At 47.3% G+C, this 19,680-nt stretch carries 15 protein-coding genes; 3 read left to right on the top strand and 12 right to left on the bottom strand.

Annotated features, from left to right (window positions below; all coding sequences use genetic code 11):
- Positions 1 to 84: 84 nt before the first annotated feature.
- The 12 genes from AXX12_RS15385 to AXX12_RS15440 all read right to left on the bottom strand — a co-directional run bounded on the left by AXX12_RS15385 (position 85) and on the right by AXX12_RS15440 (position 17,018).
- Positions 85 to 273, bottom strand: coding sequence for a helix-turn-helix domain-containing protein (locus AXX12_RS15385; protein ID WP_066244686.1), 189 nt, complete (start codon positions 271 to 273; stop codon positions 85 to 87).
- Between the two features lie 296 nt (positions 274 to 569).
- Positions 570 to 983 carry a VOC family protein gene (locus AXX12_RS15390; protein ID WP_066244689.1) on the bottom strand — a complete coding sequence of 138 codons (414 nt, stop codon included), beginning with the start codon at positions 981 to 983 and terminating at the stop codon, positions 570 to 572.
- Positions 984 to 1,223: 240 nt separating this feature from the next.
- Positions 1,224 to 2,651 carry a 23S rRNA (uracil(1939)-C(5))-methyltransferase RlmD gene (gene rlmD, locus AXX12_RS15395; protein WP_082816914.1) on the bottom strand — a complete coding sequence of 476 codons (1,428 nt, stop codon included), beginning with the start codon at positions 2,649 to 2,651 and terminating at the stop codon, positions 1,224 to 1,226.
- Positions 2,641 to 5,073: a Lon protease family protein gene (locus tag AXX12_RS15400; RefSeq protein WP_066244691.1), complete on the bottom strand. Its 2,433-nt coding sequence runs from the start codon at positions 5,071 to 5,073 to the stop codon at positions 2,641 to 2,643. Before AXX12_RS15400 ends, rlmD begins: the two co-directional genes overlap by 11 nt.
- A 211-nt stretch (positions 5,074 to 5,284) precedes the next feature.
- Entirely contained in the window at positions 5,285 to 6,721 is a 1,437-nt protein-coding gene (gatB, locus tag AXX12_RS15405) for an Asp-tRNA(Asn)/Glu-tRNA(Gln) amidotransferase subunit GatB (RefSeq protein WP_066244694.1), read from the bottom strand.
- Positions 6,721 to 8,187, bottom strand: a complete 1,467-nt coding sequence (gatA, locus tag AXX12_RS15410; RefSeq protein WP_066244696.1) for an Asp-tRNA(Asn)/Glu-tRNA(Gln) amidotransferase subunit GatA — start codon at positions 8,185 to 8,187, stop codon at positions 6,721 to 6,723. The genes gatB and gatA overlap by 1 nt, the downstream gene beginning before the upstream one ends.
- An 11-nt stretch (positions 8,188 to 8,198) precedes the next feature.
- On the bottom strand, positions 8,199 to 8,489 hold the full coding sequence (gene gatC / locus AXX12_RS15415; protein ID WP_066244698.1) for an Asp-tRNA(Asn)/Glu-tRNA(Gln) amidotransferase subunit GatC: 291 nt from the start codon (positions 8,487 to 8,489) through the stop codon (positions 8,199 to 8,201).
- Positions 8,490 to 8,736: 247 nt separating this feature from the next.
- The gene (ligA, locus tag AXX12_RS15420) at positions 8,737 to 10,995 is read right to left on the bottom strand and encodes an NAD-dependent DNA ligase LigA (RefSeq protein WP_082816915.1); all 2,259 of its coding nucleotides are present in this window, start codon (positions 10,993 to 10,995) and stop codon (positions 8,737 to 8,739) included.
- A gap of 264 nt (positions 10,996 to 11,259) precedes the next feature.
- Positions 11,260 to 13,509 (bottom strand): DNA helicase PcrA, encoded by a 2,250-nt coding sequence (gene pcrA, locus AXX12_RS15425; protein ID WP_066244702.1) that lies wholly within the window; start codon positions 13,507 to 13,509, stop codon positions 11,260 to 11,262.
- Positions 13,490 to 15,283: an Eco57I restriction-modification methylase domain-containing protein gene (locus AXX12_RS15430; protein ID WP_066244704.1), complete on the bottom strand. Its 1,794-nt coding sequence runs from the start codon at positions 15,281 to 15,283 to the stop codon at positions 13,490 to 13,492. The genes pcrA and AXX12_RS15430 overlap by 20 nt, the downstream gene beginning before the upstream one ends.
- 16 nt (positions 15,284 to 15,299) lie before the next feature.
- The gene (locus AXX12_RS15435) at positions 15,300 to 16,019 is read right to left on the bottom strand and encodes an HAD family hydrolase (RefSeq protein WP_066244706.1); all 720 of its coding nucleotides are present in this window, start codon (positions 16,017 to 16,019) and stop codon (positions 15,300 to 15,302) included.
- A 237-nt stretch (positions 16,020 to 16,256) separates the two neighbouring features.
- The gene (locus tag AXX12_RS15440) at positions 16,257 to 17,018 is read right to left on the bottom strand and encodes a TSUP family transporter (protein WP_066244708.1); all 762 of its coding nucleotides are present in this window, start codon (positions 17,016 to 17,018) and stop codon (positions 16,257 to 16,259) included.
- Positions 17,019 to 17,147: 129 nt separating this feature from the next.
- On the opposite strand from AXX12_RS15440, the gene AXX12_RS15445 reads away from it, so the two are divergent.
- The 3 genes from AXX12_RS15445 to AXX12_RS15460 all read left to right on the top strand — a co-directional run bounded on the left by AXX12_RS15445 (position 17,148) and on the right by AXX12_RS15460 (position 19,459).
- Complete coding sequence (locus AXX12_RS15445) at positions 17,148 to 17,504, top strand: sulfite exporter TauE/SafE family protein (protein ID WP_074431383.1); 357 nt, start codon at positions 17,148 to 17,150, stop codon at positions 17,502 to 17,504.
- On the top strand, positions 17,501 to 17,875 hold the full coding sequence (locus tag AXX12_RS15450; protein WP_074431384.1) for a sulfite exporter TauE/SafE family protein: 375 nt from the start codon (positions 17,501 to 17,503) through the stop codon (positions 17,873 to 17,875). The genes AXX12_RS15445 and AXX12_RS15450 overlap by 4 nt, the downstream gene beginning before the upstream one ends.
- Before the next feature lie 450 nt (positions 17,876 to 18,325).
- Complete coding sequence (locus AXX12_RS15460) at positions 18,326 to 19,459, top strand: ABC transporter substrate-binding protein (protein ID WP_407922278.1); 1,134 nt, start codon at positions 18,326 to 18,328, stop codon at positions 19,457 to 19,459.
- The last annotated feature ends 221 nt before the right edge of the window (positions 19,460 to 19,680 follow it).

Consider the following 19,680-nt stretch of genomic DNA (forward strand, 5'->3'; position numbering starts at 1 on the left):
TTTGCTTACCTCTCTCATATGCATTTTAACTGCCACTTCTTGAAATCTTTTACACGCTCTATATTTGCTCAAACACTTCTGCAATTACTTTGTTTTTTTATATTTACCACTTTTTATACGGGCATCATTTGGTTTTTCAGCATCTTTGGGGATCGCCCATGCGTTGCCAAGCCGTGTTGCGCCTTCGATTCGTCCTCCGGCACAAAGTGTATGAACTCTTCTTGATGAAATACCCCATTTTTCCGCTGCTTCTGTAGCAGTCATGTATTCCATTTACATTTTCCCTCTCAAACAAGTGTAACTTTCATTATTTACCATTTATATTGATTATACTCGAAACTCCGAATAAAATCAAAATGTATTCTCACATAGCAAAAAAGAGCCCACGTCGATGCCACTATCGGCATTACACGCAAGCTCATATCAATTATTTTCCTTTTATCCTCATTGATTTCTGTACCACTCTTTAATGTTCAGCAGTAAGTCACATGCCACGTCTATACTCTGTATTCTGGTGTTTCAACAGATAATTATCCATTTTATTATAAATATTAATTTCTGCCTTTTTTTTAGGGCGCTTCTTCGGCAACAATATTCCAACTTACACCGAACCTATCAGTAAGCCCTGCATGAAATGAGCTATAAAATGTAGCGGTCGGTGGAAGAGTGATTTGAGCGTCAATATTCAATGCATCAAAAATTTTTTGTGCCTCTTTTGCTGAGGCTACTTTTGTAGTTAATTTTATCATATTACCTTTGGACACTGGCTGTGCTATTTCATCTGCAAACCAAAAGACTGTATCACAGATATTCATTTCGGCATGCAAAATCCAGTCTTTCAGATTTGCCGGCGGGGCAGTAACACCCTCCGGTACATAATCCCCATATGGCAATGACATCAGAACTTCACTATTAAAAACAGTCTGGTAAAACTCCAATGCCTCATTGCAATTTCCTGCAAATGTGATATAAGGTGTGACCATGTTTTTACCTCCAGTTATTTTTTATGGGTAGACAAAGTCCTGTTTATCTTCGCATTATAAAAATATTGCACAAATATCCTGTACAATATTCCACTGTACCAAAAACCCGCGAAATTCGCGGGTTGACAACGTATTACCATCCTGTATTTTTGGAGATTCTAACTTAATGTTTTCTTCCTTTGTCTGAGGGAACATATTCCACAATTTCCCACAGCATTTGAACCCAGGCCCCGCCTGGCCTCAAGGGCTGTGTTTTCTTTTCAGCCAAACGCAACACTCCACGTGATACGTCTGCGGAAACATATCCACTGGCTGTATCTCTTTTGTCAAATATCCATTCTCTCCCAAAATGGCCAAGTCCCTTGCCAAAGAAGCGGGATTACAGGAAACATAGACAACGCGCTCAGGCTGCAGCGTGGCGATGACTTCCAGCACTTTACGTTCGCAGCCGGCGCGGGGCGGGTCAATCACGACTACATCGGGTTGAACTCCGTCGGCAACCAGCTTTGGCAGCATATCGACTGCATCGCCGCAGATGAAATCAGCATTGGTAATGCCGTTTAACTCAGCGTTTTGTTTAGCGTCAGCGATGGCGGGAGCGACGATCTCGATACCAATGACTTTACGGCAGTGACGGGCCAGAAACAGGGCGATGGTGCCGGTACCGCAGTAGAGGTCAAGCACGGTCTCTCTACCTGACAGGCAGGCATACTTTACTGCTTGACGGTAGAGTACAGCTGCTTGCTCAGTGTTTACCTGAAAAAACGACTTAGCGGAAATCCTGAAAGATAGGCCGTCAAGACTATCCAGTATCGTGTCCTTTCCCCAAATCGTTTTTGTATAATCACCTAAGATGATGTTGGTCTGGCGATCATTAACATTGTGGACCACGCTGACCAGTCCGGGTATAGCTTGGCGCAATCTGCTTACAATCTCGTTTGCGTGCGGCAGTTCACGGGTAGCGGTAACTAGCACGACCATGACTTCACCGCTAGCTGTGCCGACACGGCCGAGGATATGGCGTATCGTGCCTTGATGCAACCTTTCGTTATACACACTGATGCCAAAATTAAGGATGATCTGTTTCACTGTCGCAGCAATCAGGTTATTGGTGTGATGCTGAATATGACAAGAGGAACTGTCAATGATGTCATGCGTCCCCTGAGCAAAGCAGCCAACCGCAATTTCACCTGCAGACAGACCGACCGGTGACTGCATCTTATTGCGGTAATACCAGGGCGAGTCTGCTCCCAACGTGGGATGGACTGTGACATCGGTGAGTTTGCCGATACGTGTAACCGCATCGAGCACAAGCTGGCGCTTGGCAGCAAGCTGACCGGGATAATTCAAATGCTGCAATTGGCAGCCGCCGCATTGATCATACACGGCGCAGGGCGGCTGACAGCGCGCTTCAGATGGATCTACAATCTGAGAAATTTTGCCTCTGGCATAGGTTTTCTTTACTTCCTCGATCATCACTTCGATAGTTTCCCCCGGTAACGCTTCTGGGACAAAGATGGTGAAGTCTTGGATTCTGCCAACTCCCTCGCCACTATGGCCTAAGCCGGTGATCGAAAGGCGATATTTCTCGCCTCGCCTCACCGGACTACTATTTTTGTCAGAGCCTACCGGCTGCTTATTAATCTTGCGAATTGATTCAGATTTCATGTTTTGTTCCGGAAACCTCGCCTTCCTCTTTGCGGGACAACCGCAATAGCGTCTCTGTATAGTTTTTCAGCTTACGGCCAACCAGTTCATGCACAGTCTCGCTCGGGTATGCTCCATCGTCTTGCTGTTGTCCGGCTGGAATGCCTGTCAACACTTCAATACCTTCATCGATGGTTTTAACTGCGTAGATATGGAATTTACCGTCTCGTACTGCGGAGATGACTTCTTCATTCAGATTCAAGTGGTCAATATTCTGATGCGGGATCATGACCCCTTGGTCGCCAGTTAAGCCTTTTAGCTTGCATACAGCAAAATAACCTTCGATTTTTTCTGTTGCGCCGCCAATGGGTTGGATCTCGCCTTTCTGGTTGACTGAGCCGGTTACGGCGATATTTTGTTTAATCGGCAAGCTAGATAAGCTGGAAAGTATAGCATACAATTCCGTACTGGACGCGCTGTCGCCGTCCACCCCGTCGTAAAGTTGCTCGAACGTCAGACTAACAGTGACAGCCAGCGGGAAACCCTGAGCATATTTCTCGCCCAAATAGCCGCTGAGGATGAGTACTCCCTTGGTATGGCTGGCACCTGAACTCTTCGTTTCCCGTTCGATGTTGACGACACCACTTTTACCGATAAAGGTATTGGCGGTAATACGAGATGGTTTGCCAAACATATACTCGCCGATTGACAGCACGGCTAATCCGTTGACCTGACCGACTTTGGCGCCGTCTGTATCGATCAAAAGGGTCCCATCTGCGAACATTTCCTGCAGCTTTTCTTCGTATTTATTCGAGCGATAGCGTTTTTCGGTGATAGCCTGCTGGATATGCCGTTCACTAATCAACTGGCTATGATCAAGGGTTGCCCAAACATCAGCTTCACATAGCAGTTCGACTACTTCACTAAAGCGGGTGGTAAGTTTTTTCTGTGAACCGGCTAGCCGTGACGAATAGACAAGCACTTCGCGAACTGCCGAACGGTCAAAGTGTTTGAGGTTTTCCCGTTTAACGGTGGAACTGATAAAGCCAGATAACTTCTGGTTATTGAGTTGATTGTTATCCATTTCCACGTCAAAGTCGGCATAAACCTTGAATAGTTTGCGAAAATCTTCATCATAGGAAAATAAGAGATTATATAGGTAGGGATTGCCAATCAGGATGACTTTAACCTGAATCGGAATCGCCGCTGGCTTTAGTGAAGCCATGGCTAGCATGCCGTAATGTTCGCCCAGATTTTCCAAGAAAAGTTTTTTTGTTTTTAGGGCGCGTTTCAGGCCATCCCAGGAACCGAGATTAGTCAGCACATCACGGGCATGCAGGATTAAGTAACCACCATTTGCTCGATGCAAAGCGCCTGGTTTGATCATCGAAAAATCAGTGCTGACCATACCCATCCGAGTCTCGTATTCGACTCGACCGACCAAATTGTAGTAGGTCGGATTGCTTTCGATGATCACTGGAGCCCCACGGGTCTCCCGGTTGTCAACCAGCAGGTTGACTTTATATTTATCTTTGGCGGATTCTTTCGCGCCACGCTGGAATAACAGCAACGGGTTGACATCTTCATCAGCCTCCGGCTTGAAGTCATGGATGTTTTTCACCACATCCTTCTTAACAGACTCCAAGTATTCAACCACCGCTTCATGCTCATGATATTTATTGATCAGATCGTCAATTACATAACCGACCGCGAATAAACCAATCTTTCCGTCCAATTCTTTAATTTCTTCTCGTGCCTGACGCTCAACATTTTGCACAAAGCGAATAGACTCCAAGGCTTTTTCATGGACGGCTAACAGTTTTTTCTCAATCGTTTCGCGTTCTTCTTGCTCTAATTTTTGAAATTCATCTGGCGTCAGTGGCTTGCCCTCACTCATCGGGATACCAACAAAACCTGTTGTTGACCACTGTGGCATTATCCCCAGTTCAATGGCTCTTTGGTTAAAAGCTTCGAGAGTCTGCGCACGCTGTTCTTGCAATTTACTGAGAATGGCGTTTTTAGCTTGCTCGTAATCATCGCCGCTAAAGACTTTCGGAATATCTGTTTTTAGTTCTTCCACCAATGCCTCAATATCTTTGCGTAGAGTAAACCCTAAACCTGCAGGCAATGAAAAGGCAATTGGCTGGCTAGGATTCTCAAAATTATTGACATAGCACCAGTCATCTGGCGCCGCTTCTTTAGCCGCGGCTTGACAGACAGCCCCTTCGGCATAGGTAATCTTGCCGGTTCCAACCAACCCGGAAACATAAATGTTGTAGCCTGGATTTTTGGCTAATAGACCAAATTCGACAGCTTTAACCGCCCGCTCCTGACCAATCATGACTTCGAGTGGAGGGACTGTTTCCGTCGTATCAAAATCGAAATGACACAAATCACAATGATAACGCAGCTTTTCGGGTGGCAGCTCTTTCGTTCCCGCCATAAGATCCACTCCCTTTCCTTGCGTACAGTATATTTCCGCTTGCTTGGGCAGAATTCCTTTTTTTGCATGATCGTCGAATGGAAGTAACGAGCGCCATACCAATTGGATTATGTGTTTTCAAAAGTGGTTTCATACCTTGATAATACTGGTTTCGATACATCAAAGAAAACCGCCCTATTCATTAGGCGGTTTTCTTTGATGTATCCATATTTTATACCATTCGTTCTTTCAGCAGACGATTGACCAAATCTGGATTTGCACGGCCTTTGGTTTGCTTCATGATTTGACCAACAAGGAAACCAATAGCTCTTTCTTTGCCTGCTTTGAAATCGGCGACAGATTGCGGGTTTGCAGCTAGAACAGCATCGACAATGGCGATAATTTCTCCTTCATTACTGATCTGGGATAATCCTTTTTCAGCAACAATGGTAGCAGCGTCTTTACCTGTCTCCCACATATCTTCAAATACCGTTTTAGCGATTTTACCAGAAATCGCACCTTTGTCTAGCATGCCTAGCAAAACTGCCAGTTTTTCAGGCGAAACCGGGCTTTCAGCAATGCTCAGGCCTGCAGCATTTAGGTGTTTGGACACATCGCCCATTAGCCAGTTGGCTGCTTGTTTAGCATCCACACCTAGCTTGACCGTAGCGTCAAAGTAATCAGCCATGGCGCGGCTGGCGGTAATGACTTCTGCATCGTATGACGAAAGTCCATGTTCAGCCATCAACCGTTTTTGCCGTGACTCAGGCAATTCAGGCAAGCTGCGGCGGATTGCTTCCACCCGTTCTGGATCAACCACAACCGGCGGCAGATCTGGCTCAGGAAAATAGCGGTAATCGTGAGCTTGCTCTTTACTACGCATCGATAGCGTAATCCCTTTGGCTTCGTCCCAGGTCCGCGTTTCTTGCACGATGCGGCCACCGCTTTCGAGAACGTCGGTGTGTCGCATGACTTCATATTCGAGTCCCTTTTGCACTGAGCGGAAGGAATTGAGATTTTTCAGCTCTGCTTTTACGCCAAGCTTTTCTTCACCAACTGGCCGTAGCGAGATGTTGGCATCACAGCGCAGGCTGCCCTCTTCCATCTTGCAGTCAGAGACATCGATGTATTCAAGAATCGTCTTCATTTTTTCTAGATAGGCTTTCGCTTCTTCTGGTGAACGCAGGTCAGGCTCGGATACGATCTCCAGCAGAGGAACCCCGGTCCGGTTATAGTCAACTAGCGCATATTCAGAACGTGAAATCGTCCCTGAGTGGACAAGCTTACCCGCATCTTCTTCCATATGCACGCGGGTGATCCCGATGCGTCGGGTCTGGCCGTTCACTTCAATATCGAGATAGCCGTCGACTGCGATCGGAAGGTCATATTGCGAAGTCTGAAAGTTTTTTGGCAAATCGGGGTAATAGTAATTTTTACGGTCAAATTTGCTAAACGGCAATATTTTGCAATTAAGCGCCAAGCCAGTACGGATGGCGAATTCGACGACTTTCTCATTAAGCACAGGCAGCACACCTGGCAGGCCCAGGCACACCGGGCAGACATTGGTGTTCTGATCTGCGCCAAATCGGGTACTACAACCGCAGAAAATCTTAGATTCGGTCTTCAACTCGGTGTGGACTTCAAGTCCAACGACAACTTCCCAATTCATTAAGCCACACCTCCCAACGGAGCCAGCTTGCCCCGGAAGTCATTCATTTGTTCGTACGCATAGCCAGCCCGCAGCAGAGTCTCCTCACCTAGCGGACGGCCAATCAGTTGCAGTCCGATGGGGAGCCCTCCCGTAAAGCCGCATGGCAGCGACAGCGCCGGCACACCAGCCAGATTGATCGGCACGGTGCAAACATCTTCCAGATACATGGTGAACGGATCATTGACCTTTTCACCGATACGGAACGCTGTCCGCGGTGTTGTTGGGGTTGCCAGTATATCGACATCTGCAAACGCCCGGTCAAAGTCCTGTTTGATGAGAGTGCGAACTTTTAGCGCTTTCATATAATAAGCGTCATAATAGCCCGAGCTTAGCGCATAGGTTCCAAGCATGATGCGGCGAAGAACCTCGTCGCCAAAACCTTGTGTACGCGAATTCTTATACATGCTGACAATATCGTTGCCCTCGCCCCGGAAACCGTAGCTTACACCATCAAACCGAGCTAGGTTAGAACTGGCTTCAGCGGTAGCGATCAAATAATACGTTGAAAGGGCGTACTCGGTATTCGGCATCGATACTTCCTTGACTGTGGCACCAGCAGATTCTAGCTGTTTGACCGCAGTCTCCACGGCTTGCCGAACTGCGGAATCCATGCCTGCGCCAAAATATTCACGCGGCAAACCAATGGTCAAGCCTTTTACGCCACCGGCCAGCGCCGCTGTGTAATCGGGAACCGCTGCATTGATCGAGGTTGAATCCTTCGCGTCATAGCCAGCAATAGCATTCATGACTAACGCGCAATCAGTCACATCACGGGTGATAGATCCAATCTGATCCAACGAAGATGCATAAGCCACTAGGCCATAACGGGATACCAAGCCATAGGTTGGCTTCAGGCCGACCAGACCACAATACGCCGCAGGTTGGCGGATCGAACCACCTGTGTCCGAACCTAACGCCCAGATGGCCTCGCCAGCGGCAACGGCAGCGGCCGAGCCGCCACTTGACCCGCCTGGTACTGTATTCGTATCCCAAGGGTTACGAGTAACAAAGAACGCTGAGTTTTCGGTAGAAGAGCCCATGGCGAACTCGTCCAAATTTGACTTACCGACAATGACGGCATCTGCTGACAACAGTTTAGCAGTCACTGTGGCATCATACGGCGGCACGAAATTAGCCAGCATTTTCGAAGCGCAGGTAGTTTTAGCTCCTTTTACGCAAATATTGTCTTTCAATGCACCGGGAATTCCGGCCAGCGGTGCTATCGACTCACCGCGAGCCAGTTTTCCATCGACAGCGGCAGCCTGATTCAGCGCACTTTCACGTGTTTCTGTTATGTAAGCCTTGACCGTAGATTCCACAGAATCTATGCGAGAGAATACATCTTTAACAATATCTGTTGCCGACACTTCACGGGCCAACAGCTTCTTGTGCAAGTCATGGGCTGTTGATTGATATAAATCCACTGCTGTCCCTCCTATCCTTCTATAATCTTCGGAACTTTAAAGTAACCGTCTTCCTGCTCTGGCGCGTTGGACAGCGCTAATTCGCGTTCAAGCGACGGGCAAGAAGTGTCTGGGCGCATAACATTCTTCAATTGCAGGACGTGAGCGGTTGGCTCAACCTCCTCAGTATCCACTTTGTTCAAAACTTCAATATACCCCAAGATGTCATTCAATTGTCCAGTAAACTTCTGCACATCAGCCTCAGCAATGTCAAGCCTGGACAAAATTGCGACCTGTTCCACGTCTTTGCGTGTAATCTGCATTTGGTTCACCTCTCTGATATTGCATTTCGTCAATATAAAGCTAATTATACCACATTTGTCTATAAAATCCAAAAGCTACAGGCCGAGCTTTCTTCAGCCCGGCCAGCTCTTAGAGTCCACTTTATCCGATGACTAACCCGCTCTAAGACGCCCACTTCTACAAGTGGGGGTTAAGAGCGGCTAAGTCCCTGGATAAGGGCGACTAACCTTCAGATGGGGTAAAACCCCACCTGAAGCTAAGTCTGCTTTATCTGATCATAGCCAGATCCGCTTCTGTAAGAACTTTAACTCCAAGCGCCTCAGCCTTATTCAACTTGTCTCCGGCACCCTCGCCTGCGAGTAAATAGGTCGTCTTCTTTGATACGCTACCAGTAACTCGCCCACCGTGTGCTTGAATTAGTTGAGATGCTTCTTCCCGACTCATTGTCGGCAATGTCCCTGTAAGAACAAATGTTGCACCTTCAAACCGGTTATCAATCGCTTTATTTGATATTCTTGATTTCATATTAACGCCGGCTTTTTCAAGTCGCTCAAGTATAGTATGGGTTTGGGGTTGAGCAAAAAAGTCTGAAATAGCTTTAATACTTACTTCTCCAATCCCTTTGATGTCTCCGTTTTCCTTTAGTTCCTTTTCGACATCACTTAGCTGTTTTTCCACATCGCTAAGCATCTCTGAATCCTCTGGTTCCGCAGAAAGCTTCAGATTCCTTTCGATTTTATTGCGTTCTTTCTTTAGTTGTTTCTCGGTATCTTTCAGTTGTTTATATTTATCATAGCTAATCTTTGCAATAGCATATATGTCAGGAAAGTTTTCCTCCAAAATATGCCCGGTATGTTTACCTATATTAGGTATACCGAACCCATTTATGAGACGCTCAAGGCTCTGCTCTTTTGCTCTCTCTATGGCATTAAGAAGATTATTGGTGCTATCAGTGTAATCAGGTTGCTTCTGTTTTCGAGGCCGCCCATCCTTCCGAAGTGCAATTTCCTTCCGCGGGCGTGGAATAATGCCATTTGCAAGAAAATCCTCACGATAATCTTTAAGATAAAATATATCTGCAATATCCTTTATATATCCCTTGTCCATAAGTGAATGGACAGCAGCCGGACCGAGGCCATCTATATCCATTGCTCCGCGTGAAGCAAAATGAATAATAAGTCGCGCAAGTTGGGCTGGACAGTTGATCCCGCTACAACGGATATCAGCTCCATCTTCACCTCTAAAAGCAGGTGCTCCACAAACTGGACACTTATCTGGAATTTTGAACGGTTCAGTTCCATCTGGCCGTTGTTCTTTTACTACACTGACAATTTCCGGAATGATTTCCGCTGCTTTACGCACGATGACAGTATCTCCAATACGTATATCTAGACGGTTAATCTGATCTTGGTTGTGCAAAGATGCGCGTGATACAGTCGTGCCTGCCAATCTGACGGGATGTAAAATAGCCAACGGAGTTAGTCTTCCGGTTCGGCCAACATTGACTTCAATATTCAACACCTTAGTCTGTTTTTCTTCTGGAGGATATTTGTACGCAACTGCCCACCTAGGTACTTTTGAAGTGGCACCCAATTTCTGTCGATCTGCTAGGTTGTCTACTTTAACGACCGCACCATCTATACCAAATGGTAACTCTCCGCGAGTTTCACCTATTAAACAAATAGCGTCCCAGACTTCTTCCTCTGTGGTACATTTAACGTATTGTGGCGCTGTAAATCCTTGCTTAGACAACCAGTCAAGTGTTTCGGCGTGAGACGAAAAGGTCTTTCCTTCAACCGTCTGGAGATTAAAAACAAAAATCGACAAATTTCTTTCAGCGACAACATCTGGGTCTAGTTGGCGCATAGTGCCAGCTGCACAATTTCTCGGATTAGCAAATATTTTACCCTCTAGTTCTTCTTGTCGCTCATTTACAGCCTCGAATGCATCATTATCCATATAAACTTCGCCGCGCACTTCAAGGTAAGGCAGTTTTTCCGGAATTTTTCGGGGTACAGTATCTATCATCCTGAGGTTTTCAGTTATATCTTCGCCATAACTAATCCCGTCGCCACGGGTCATACCTTGTACAAACTTTCCATCCTTGTACCGTAGTGCAACAGAAAGGCCATCAATCTTGTGTTCCACAATGAATACTGGACTATCAAGTTCTTTCTGCATTTTTTTGATAAAATCTGCTACTTCTTCTCTTGAAAACTTGTCATCAAGGGAAAGCATGGGTATGTCATGAGCAACTTGCTTGCCAACTTCGCGTTTAGCCCGCCCGCCAACTCGTTTTGTAGGCGATTCTGGCGTCACTAGCTCAGGATTATCACGTTCAAGATTCTCGAGTTCACGAAGCATCATGTCGTATTCAAAGTCGCTGATTTCTGGCGCGTCTTCTTCGTAATACTTCTTATTATGGTATTCGATCTTTTCTTTTAGCTCTTTAATACGGCTACGTGTATCCATCAGCTGCCGCAGTTCTTCGGCCTGCTGAATCGGATTTTGTTGGTCTGCCATCATGTCACTCCCTTATCGGAGATACTTACTGGAGGCTGTTAGAAAATGTCCAGATGTTGTCACCTATGAGATAGGTTATCAATATGAAGCGTTGGGTTGGATAGTATCACTAGGCAGCCCGAGGAAGCGCGCGCAGGCTTTGTTACCTATGAGACTGATTTGCGACCTGTAGAACTAGAACTTAATAGCATCAGTACGTTCGCAGGGTACGGCAAGCGCGCTCCCGCAGGGCTAACAACGCAGATGGGCGTTTTGTAACAGCCTCTGTTACACTTTTTGAATTGGTGCCATCACTGCCATTAGGTTACGTATTCCTGAACCTGGAAAAGCGATCTGGATTTCCAGCGTTTCGCCGCTTCCCTTTGTCGCAACTACAGTACCCACTCCCCACTTGGGGTGCATGGCCTTGTCACCAGCGCGCCAGTCTGTCCGGCCTCCGGTCGCAGCTGTGGTCGTCGTGCGCGCTACCGAAGGGGCGGATGCGATCACTGGTGCAGGGCGAGTCGGCGCTGACGTCATTGTCAGCGGGCGGCAAGTTCCGCTGTTCACCTGCGGCCTGGCGGCTGTTTTCCGTTGATTAACATCCTCCAGCAATGCGCGAGGGATTTCCTGCAAAAAACGCGAAGGCGGGTACATAACAGTATTGCCAAATATCATTCTCTGTCTAGCATTTGAAATATACAACCGACGTTGCGCCCGCGTGATACCCACATAGCAAAGCCTGCGTTCTTCTTCAATTTCAACCTCGTTCATCAAGGTGCGGGAGTGCGGGAATAAACCCTCTTCCATACCAGCCATGAAAACATGCGGATACTCGAGACCTTTAGCTGAGTGCAGAGTCATTAACGTAATTGACTCACCTGATGTATCAGCAGTATCGATATCTGATACCAGCGCCACTGTGCTAAGGAAGTTATCTAAGGTATCTTCCACATCAGCTGTGGCGAATTTCTTGGCCACACTTAGTAATTCCTTCAAATTTTCGATACGGGCATCGGCTTGCGGGTCTTGCTCCTGTTCCAATTCAGCCAGGTAGCCGGAATCGGTGATGACTCCATTCAGCAAATCAGCCACCGGCATAGAAGCAGCTTTGCCCATTTTGAGAAAGATGAATTCGGCCAAGTTCTCCAACTGAGTCTTCGCCCGAGCAGTAAGGTCTGGGACGAGGTCAGGGTTGGAAATAACGTCAAATAAGCTCAGCTGATGGGCTGCCGCATAGTCGTTCAAGCGTCTGACTGTCGTATCGCCAATGCCGCGTTTGGGCACATTGATAATGCGCTGCAGACTGACCGTATCGGTCGGGTTATTGATCACACGCAAATAGGCAATAATGTCTTTGATTTCCTTGCGTTCATAGAATTTCAGTCCACCAACCATGACATAAGGCAGGGCAAACTGCATGAACGCTTCCTCGATGGCTCGCGACTGGGCATTGGTCCGATACAGGACAGCCATTTCGCGATACGGTACCCGCCATACGGTATTTAGGTGATTGATGGTATTGGCTATATGAGTAGCCTCATCCCGCTCGTCCCGCGCGTTGTAATAAGCAATCCGCTCGCCTTCGGGATTTTCTGTCCAAAGTGATTTGGGCTTGCGGGTGGTGTTGCGTTCAATGACCGCATTGGCCGCATCGAGGATAGTTTGAGTTGAACGGTAGTTTTGCTCGAGTTTGACGATTTTCGCATCCGGATAATCGGATTCAAAGTCCAGGATGTTGCGGATATCAGCTCCACGCCAAGCATAGATGCTTTGATCCGCGTCGCCTACAACACATAAATTGCGGTGTTTCTCTGACAGGATTTTAGCCAAAAGGTACTGTGGACGGTTGGTATCCTGATATTCGTCAACTAAGACATATTGAAATTTCTCCTGGTACTTGGCGCGGACTTCATCGTTATTTTGCAGCAAACGAACCGAGATTAATAGCAAATCATCAAAATCCAGTGCGTTATTATTGCGCAGTTTTTGCACATACAACGAGTACACCTCCGCCAGTTTGCGCGCATGGAACGTATCTGCCTGGCGGCTGAACTCCTTCGCGTCAATCAGCGCGTTCTTGGCGTTGGAGATGCTGGCTTGGACACTATACGGCTGGTAGGTTTTGTCGTCAAGATTCAGTTCTTTGAGACAGGTTTTGATTAATGCCAGACTATCGCCTGAGTCATAAATCGTAAAATGGCTATTGTAGCCACCCAACTGGTCGATCTCCATCCGCAAAAACCGGGCGCAAAATGCATGAAAAGTGCTGAGCCACACATCTTTAGCCGCATGGCCAACCATACTTTCCACGCGTTCACGCATTTCAGCAGCAGCCTTGTTAGTAAATGTGATCGATAGAATGCGGTACGGCGCCACGCCTTTGCTCATCAGATAGGCAATCCGGCAGGTTAACACCCGCGTCTTGCCTGAGCCGGCCCCAGCGACAACCAACAGCGGCCCTTCTGTGCACATGGCGGCTTCCCGTTGTGTCGGGTTCAAGGAATTCAGGATATATTCAATCGATGGTGTTGACATTGTTTTCCCTCCGTGTTCGACGCCGCACCGTTTGTGCGCTGATCTTGTTGATAAATTCTTGCATAATTTGAACAGTCTGTTTGTCCAGACTACTATAGCTATATAGTATATCATCAATTTCTGGCAGTAGGAATCGATAATCTTGGCCCTGCTTCCGGGCGGAAGCGACTTGCCGGGCTAATAGGGCAATTTTTTGTCTCTGCTCTGGTTCCAGCAGTAAAACAGGCAAGGTTTTCAGATTAGCTATTTTTACCTGGGCAAAACTGCGACCCGTCTCGGCGAATCGCCATGCGTACCAGCAGCGAATCAGCGCTGAGTTCATCACAGCTAGTACATACCAGGGATCGAATGAGGAATCAGTGATCGCGGTTCCGTGCAAAGTATTCATATAATAATAACCCTGATCATCCATCGCTGCGATGATATGATCTGCTGTTTGCCGTGAAAGTATTTTGGGACGTTGAAAAACGGCTGCCGACCGCAGTCGAAGCCCACGACCTCGCCCCTGTGTCCGGGAATTTTCCAGTTCAGTTAATGCGGTCGGATCATACCAGATATATTCATTCTGACGGTGGCAAAAATAAGGCTCAATCATATGACCGAATAGAACCGGCTTGCAGCGCGAATCTGACTGGAGCTGATCGCCGAGAAAAAGCTCAGCGCCGACTGCCCCCTGAATGATTCCGTCCCGAATATCAGCAATATCGCCTAACGGGACGGAAAGTCGCTCAAGCGCAGCAACCGCTAACGTCTCTGTGCGGCCAGCGGCAAACGAAATAAAGCTATTTGACGCTGCCAACAATGCGTTAGCATCCAAAGTCTCAGCAATTGTCAATCCTTGTTGCTGGCGTTCGATGACGACTTGTCCGGCTGCGTCGCGTGGGCAACCTTTTGCCATGATCAAGACCACCGTGTCGACAACAACATCCTCAAATATGCCTTCCTTCGCTTCGTGTACAAGCTCAAGTGTCGTCTGACTGAGAATATGACGTCTAATGGCGCCATACTGTGTGTTCAGCAACAGTCGACTAGGCACAATCAGACCAATCTTACCTGACGCTTTTTCAATTGCCCGCTCCACAAATAATGCAAATGTATTGAGTCTGCCCTCGGCACACTGATAGTTAGCCCGGTAATAGGCCTTCTGACTGGAGTTCATACGGGTCACCGGTATATATGGCGGATTGCCGATAATGTAGTCAAAGGATGTAGCCCAAAAGGTTGTCAGCTCACTTATCGCCTCAGAGTTTGCAAATAAGCCTTCTTCCTGTTCCCATTTGGTCAGACTGTCGCAGAGCATGAGATTGGCTACCATATTTTCCCCCAAGGATTTTGCTGCCAAGCTGTCTGCGGCGAGCGCCAACGCCGCAGCGTCACTGTCAGCCCCGAACAAACAAAACCTAACCAGATGCTGGTGCAGGTTCTCTTCGCGCCAATAGTCTTCGCCGGTCGCGACGATGCTTTTCCCATCGATTTTCATTACATATTCATCTGCTGCATATTTGCGTCGAAGAAAACCTATATTTTCCCTGAACTTGCGTAGTAACACATCATAGGCAGCCAATAAAAAAAGACCACTACCGCAAGCGGGATCAAGCACCCGCACGAAAGGATTAGTTGTCACATCGGCTTGTTCAACCGTATGGCTAAGGATATAGCTAATGATATCGGGCGGAGTGTAGTAAACACCGCCAGCTTTTCGCGTTTTTACATCGAGACTTTGCTCATAGGCCGATGCCGCTGTTCTGGCGCTACGCTTGGATTGTACAGTCATCGCCTGATCTCCTTAATTAGTGTGCAAAGGCTGATTCCTCTTGCAGCCAGGCAGCGAGTTCATCGAGTGTCCCTTGCGCATCTGCGCTGCGAGTCAACCTTTTCGCATTGATCAGACAATCAGTGACTAGGTAAGTTTTCATGCCTACTTCAGCCGCAATCAAATCTTCTTCAACATCATTGCCCACCATCAGGCATTCCTCAGGCTCCCGCCCAATCGCAGCCGCTACTTCGAGATAATACGCTGGATTCGGCTTGCAAAAATGTGATTTTTCATAAGAGGTGATATGGACAAACGGTAGATCGTAGACCCCGGCCCAACGCAAACGCTCTTCAACCGCTATCTGAGGAAAGATTGGATTTGTTGCTACAGCCGTTTGTAAGCCCCGATCAAGAACAGCTTGTACGGCGCGTCTAGCCGCAGCACTGGGGCGCACAATCTTTGAAAGCTGGGGAAATTTACTGACATAAAAGTCTTCAAGGATTAGCTCTAACGTTGATGCATCCACGCCTACTTTGGCATAAAAATCTGCGGAAAATACGGTCTGGTTAGTTCTAGAAGGATTATTGTTAGCCACCATGACAGCAGTTGAGGCCAAAAGCTGAGTGACGAACTGCCTGGGATTGACAAGGTGAGCGACGTGGCCGCCAATTAACGTCGTATATTCCCGTAAGAATAACTCATGGTCAAACGGCAACAGCGTACCATCCAGATCAAATAAAACTGCTTTTATCATCTACATCACCCTTTCTCCTTCGCACAGCCTGTAAGACCCCGCCCTCTTAGGTCCGGGATAACAGGCTGTAGCTCGATTCCCCTAAAGGGAGCCTTCGCTTAGCGAAATCGAAGATTTCGAGCCTCAGTCCCCACTAAAGGGAGCCTTCGGCTTAACGAAATCGAAGATTTCGAGCCTCAGTCTAAATTCGACTAAGCTTCAAATGGAGTTAAGACTCCACCTGAAGCAAGTCTGCATTTATCGTAATAAATCCCAAATCTGTTTGCCTATCATAAATGACGTTACTGTTAAAAACAACGGTCTGACATAAGTCGTCCCTTTGCGAATGGCGACCTGAGAACCAACGACTGCGCCGATCAGCATGCCGACCCCCATGATCAAGCCATAAATGTAAACAACGGAATCCATAATCAGGAAAGTGCCCAGTGCGCCAATATTGCTAGCTAAATTTAGCGCCTTAGCATTGCCGGAGGCTTCCACGAAATCAAAGCCAAGAAATAAAAAAGCAAAAATAAGAAACGATCCCATTCCTGGCCCAAAAAATCCATCGTAAAAGCCAAGACTGGCAGCCACTAGCGCTCCAATCGTCATGACCCTGCGATTTAATCCAGCATAGGTAGATTCACTGCCCCATTCTTTCTTGAACACCGTATATATGGCGACAATAACTAACATGCAGACAACCAAAGGACGCAAGAAATGAGATGGTATGATTTGCACAACCATGGCGCCGGCGATAGAACCGGCAAGCGAAAGCCAGAACAGCCAGCGGATAAGTTCCATAGTAACTTTTCCTGACCGAAAAAAAGAGTAGGAACTCGTCAATGAACAGATTGTACCTGCCAGTTTATTGGTTCCCAACGCCAAATTTGGCGGTAAGATTAACAGCATCGTAGGCAACGAAATGAGTCCGCCGCCACCAACGGTAGAGTCGATAAACGCGGCAACAAAGCCTGCCGTTAACAGCATTAGGATAGTTTCGGTAGCGATTGATTCCATAAGAAATTCCTCCAAACATTCGTCCACCCGTCGAAATGGCCACTAACCACAATTCCACCCCGGCAAGCAGTTTTCCTCTGTCCTCACTAAACACATATGGTATAATTATGCCAGAAGGGAGATGATGATTTGCCACAGGCTGCAAAAATGGTAGGAACCGGCTTTGGGATTGGCATTCTCAGCGGATTGCTTGGAGTGGGCGGAGGCGTCTTTCTCGTCCCGCTATTAGTGGGTGTATTTGGTATCGCCCAGCATCTGGCGCAGGGTATTTCCCTGGCGGTAGTCATTCCCACAGCAATCGTGAGTAGTCTAATTTATAGTTTACATGGCAGTGTAGATTACCTGACTGCTTTGCAACTAATTGCCGGCAGTGTTGTCGGCGCAAGCATCGGCGCCAAATTGATGAAACGCTTGCCAGCCGACCAACTTAAGCGTTTATTTGCATTTATGTTAATTCTGGTCGGATTAAGGATGATAATCTCATGATTACAGTATTGTTAACAGTGGGTATTGGCCTGATCGTCGGGGTGATGAGCGGACTGTTGGGTATCGGCGGCGGAGTCGTCATGGTGCCGCTCATGGTCTTTATTCTCGGCATCGGCCAGCACATGGCGCAAGGAATCTCGATGCTGGTGATCATTCCGACTTCATTAGTTGCCATTTACCACCTGCACCAAGATAAACTAGTTGATTATCGTATAGCCGCCTATCTCGCAGCCGGCGCCATCTGCGGCGCTCTGATCAGTGCAAATTTCGTGCAATACATACCCGCAACTGAACTGAAGCGAATCTTTGGTATCTTTGTCATATTCACCGGCGGGCGGATGTTGCTAGCCAAACGGAAACCAGCAAAGTGAATTAATAGCAAATTTAAGCCCAAGCCTAAGCTTCTGTTTATCCTTACTGAGTCCAGCAGCAAGCTGGGCTCTTTTTACAATATAAATAAGAAAACCGCTGCGGCATTCTTTCAGGAAGCGAATTACCGTTCCATAGAGTTCAACGAGTGGTAAAGAGAACCCAAAAAACATTTTCTGTCCTTCCCAAAAAAACATTGCGTCATGCTATTTATTCACTTATTTGCTCAAGCAAGCTGAAACGAATGAAATCGAAAGAATTCTGATCCAATCCTTGCAATTTGTCTGTTCCGAGCGCTCATTTCTTGTAGACATTTTTCTTGTACAGCCCTATAATATTCACTGTACTGCTACAAAGTTTTCTTCTGAGCGGACACCTGTCAGACAGGAGAGACGGAAAAATGGGAGGCGTGTATTTTGTCAAACAAGTCGAATCAGATTCTCAGTATTTTATTGATTGTCGCCGTTTTTGCACTAGCGGGTTGCGGCGGCGGTGGCTCCAAACCAGCTGACGTCATTAAACTAGGCGCTAATCTGGAGATGACTGGTACCAATGCTACTTTCGGCTCATCAGCCAGCAATGGCGCGAAACTTGCCATTAAAGAAGTAAATGCCAAAGGTGGCGTCATCGGCAAGCAACTCACCTTGACTGTCGCTGACAATAAAAGCGAGGCTGCCGAATCTGCCAATGCTATGCAAAAACTGATCAGCCAAGATAAAGTTGTCGCTATCATTGCCCCGATTGCTTCTTCAAGCGTAATCGCCGGTGCACAGGTTCTGCAAGATAGCAAAGTCCCTGCCATCAGCCCAACAGCCTCCAATCCGAAAGTCACTGTCGATCCTGCTACTGGTAAAGTCCGCGATTTCGTCTTCCGCGCAGCCTTTATTGATCCCTTCCAAGGTTCTGTAATGGCTAACTTTGCCAGCAAATCACTGAAAGCAAAAACAGCTGCTCTTTACATCGATAACTCCAGCGACTATGCCAAAGGTCTTGGTCAGTTCTTCAAAGAAACGTTCACCAAGAATGGCGGCACGATCGTCTCTGAAGAAGCCTATTTGCAAAAAGATACCGACTTTAAGGCCACTCTGACGAAAATGAAATCGAAAAACCCTGACGTTATCTTCGCTCCTGGCTACTACCAAGAAGTCGGCATGTTGATTAAACAAGCCCGCGAACTCGGCCTCAACGTTCCGGTTCTGGGCGGCGACGGCTGGGACTCGGCAAAACTGCCTGAGATTGCCGGTGCCCAAGCGTTAAACAACTCGTTCTTCAGCAACCACTATACTCCTGATGACAGCAGCCCTGCAGTTAAAACCTTTGTTGAGAACTACAAAAAAGAATACAATCAGACTCCGGATGCTTTCGCAGCCCTTGCATATGACGCAACCATGATGGTTATCAAAGCCATGGAACGCGCCAACAGCGCTGACCCTGTCAAGATTAAAGATGAATTGGCTAAAACGAAGGACTATGACGCTGTATCGGGTAAAATCAGCCTGAATGCAACGCATGACGCTGTCAAGAGTGCGGTTATCATCGAAATGAAAGATGGCAAACAAACCTTCAAAGAAAAAGTGAATCCGTAACTTGCCAGTAGAAAGGCCTCCCGCAGGGGAGGCCTTTTTACGTATAAAGCAAGCATAAACTGTGTGGTATTGGGAAGGATTTGCGCAAGGGACGGAACACAAGTACCACGAGACGGCACTAGCGCCACTATGGACATACGTTTTGTGTCGCTAGTGTATCGCTTGTGCCGCTTGTGTTCATAGTACTTTGAAATACCACGGTCGCGCACCACGACCGTGGC

The sequence above is a fragment of the Anaerosporomusa subterranea genome (assembly GCF_001611555.1).
GTDB classification, from domain to species: domain Bacteria; phylum Bacillota; class Negativicutes; order Sporomusales; family Acetonemataceae; genus Anaerosporomusa; species Anaerosporomusa subterranea.

Excerpts from the sequence above, each read along its gene's own strand:
- AXX12_RS15385 (WP_066244686.1), bottom strand. The coding sequence starts at position 273 with ATGGAATACATGACTGCTACAGAAGCAGCGGAAAAATGGGGTATTTCA.
- AXX12_RS15390 (WP_066244689.1), bottom strand. The coding sequence starts at position 983 with ATGGTCACACCTTATATCACATTTGCAGGAAATTGCAATGAGGCATTG.
- rlmD (WP_082816914.1), bottom strand. The coding sequence starts at position 2,651 with ATGAAATCTGAATCAATTCGCAAGATTAATAAGCAGCCGGTAGGCTCT.
- AXX12_RS15400 (WP_066244691.1), bottom strand. The coding sequence starts at position 5,073 with ATGGCGGGAACGAAAGAGCTGCCACCCGAAAAGCTGCGTTATCATTGT.
- gatB (WP_066244694.1), bottom strand. The coding sequence starts at position 6,721 with ATGAATTGGGAAGTTGTCGTTGGACTTGAAGTCCACACCGAGTTGAAG.
- gatC (WP_066244698.1), bottom strand. The coding sequence starts at position 8,489 with ATGCAGATTACACGCAAAGACGTGGAACAGGTCGCAATTTTGTCCAGG.
- ligA (WP_082816915.1), bottom strand. The coding sequence starts at position 10,995 with ATGATGGCAGACCAACAAAATCCGATTCAGCAGGCCGAAGAACTGCGG.
- pcrA (WP_066244702.1), bottom strand. The coding sequence starts at position 13,509 with ATGTCAACACCATCGATTGAATATATCCTGAATTCCTTGAACCCGACA.
- AXX12_RS15430 (WP_066244704.1), bottom strand. The coding sequence starts at position 15,283 with ATGACTGTACAATCCAAGCGTAGCGCCAGAACAGCGGCATCGGCCTAT.
- AXX12_RS15435 (WP_066244706.1), bottom strand. The coding sequence starts at position 16,019 with ATGATAAAAGCAGTTTTATTTGATCTGGATGGTACGCTGTTGCCGTTT.
- AXX12_RS15440 (WP_066244708.1), bottom strand. The coding sequence starts at position 17,018 with ATGGAATCAATCGCTACCGAAACTATCCTAATGCTGTTAACGGCAGGC.
- AXX12_RS15450 (WP_074431384.1), top strand. The coding sequence starts at position 17,501 with ATGATTACAGTATTGTTAACAGTGGGTATTGGCCTGATCGTCGGGGTG.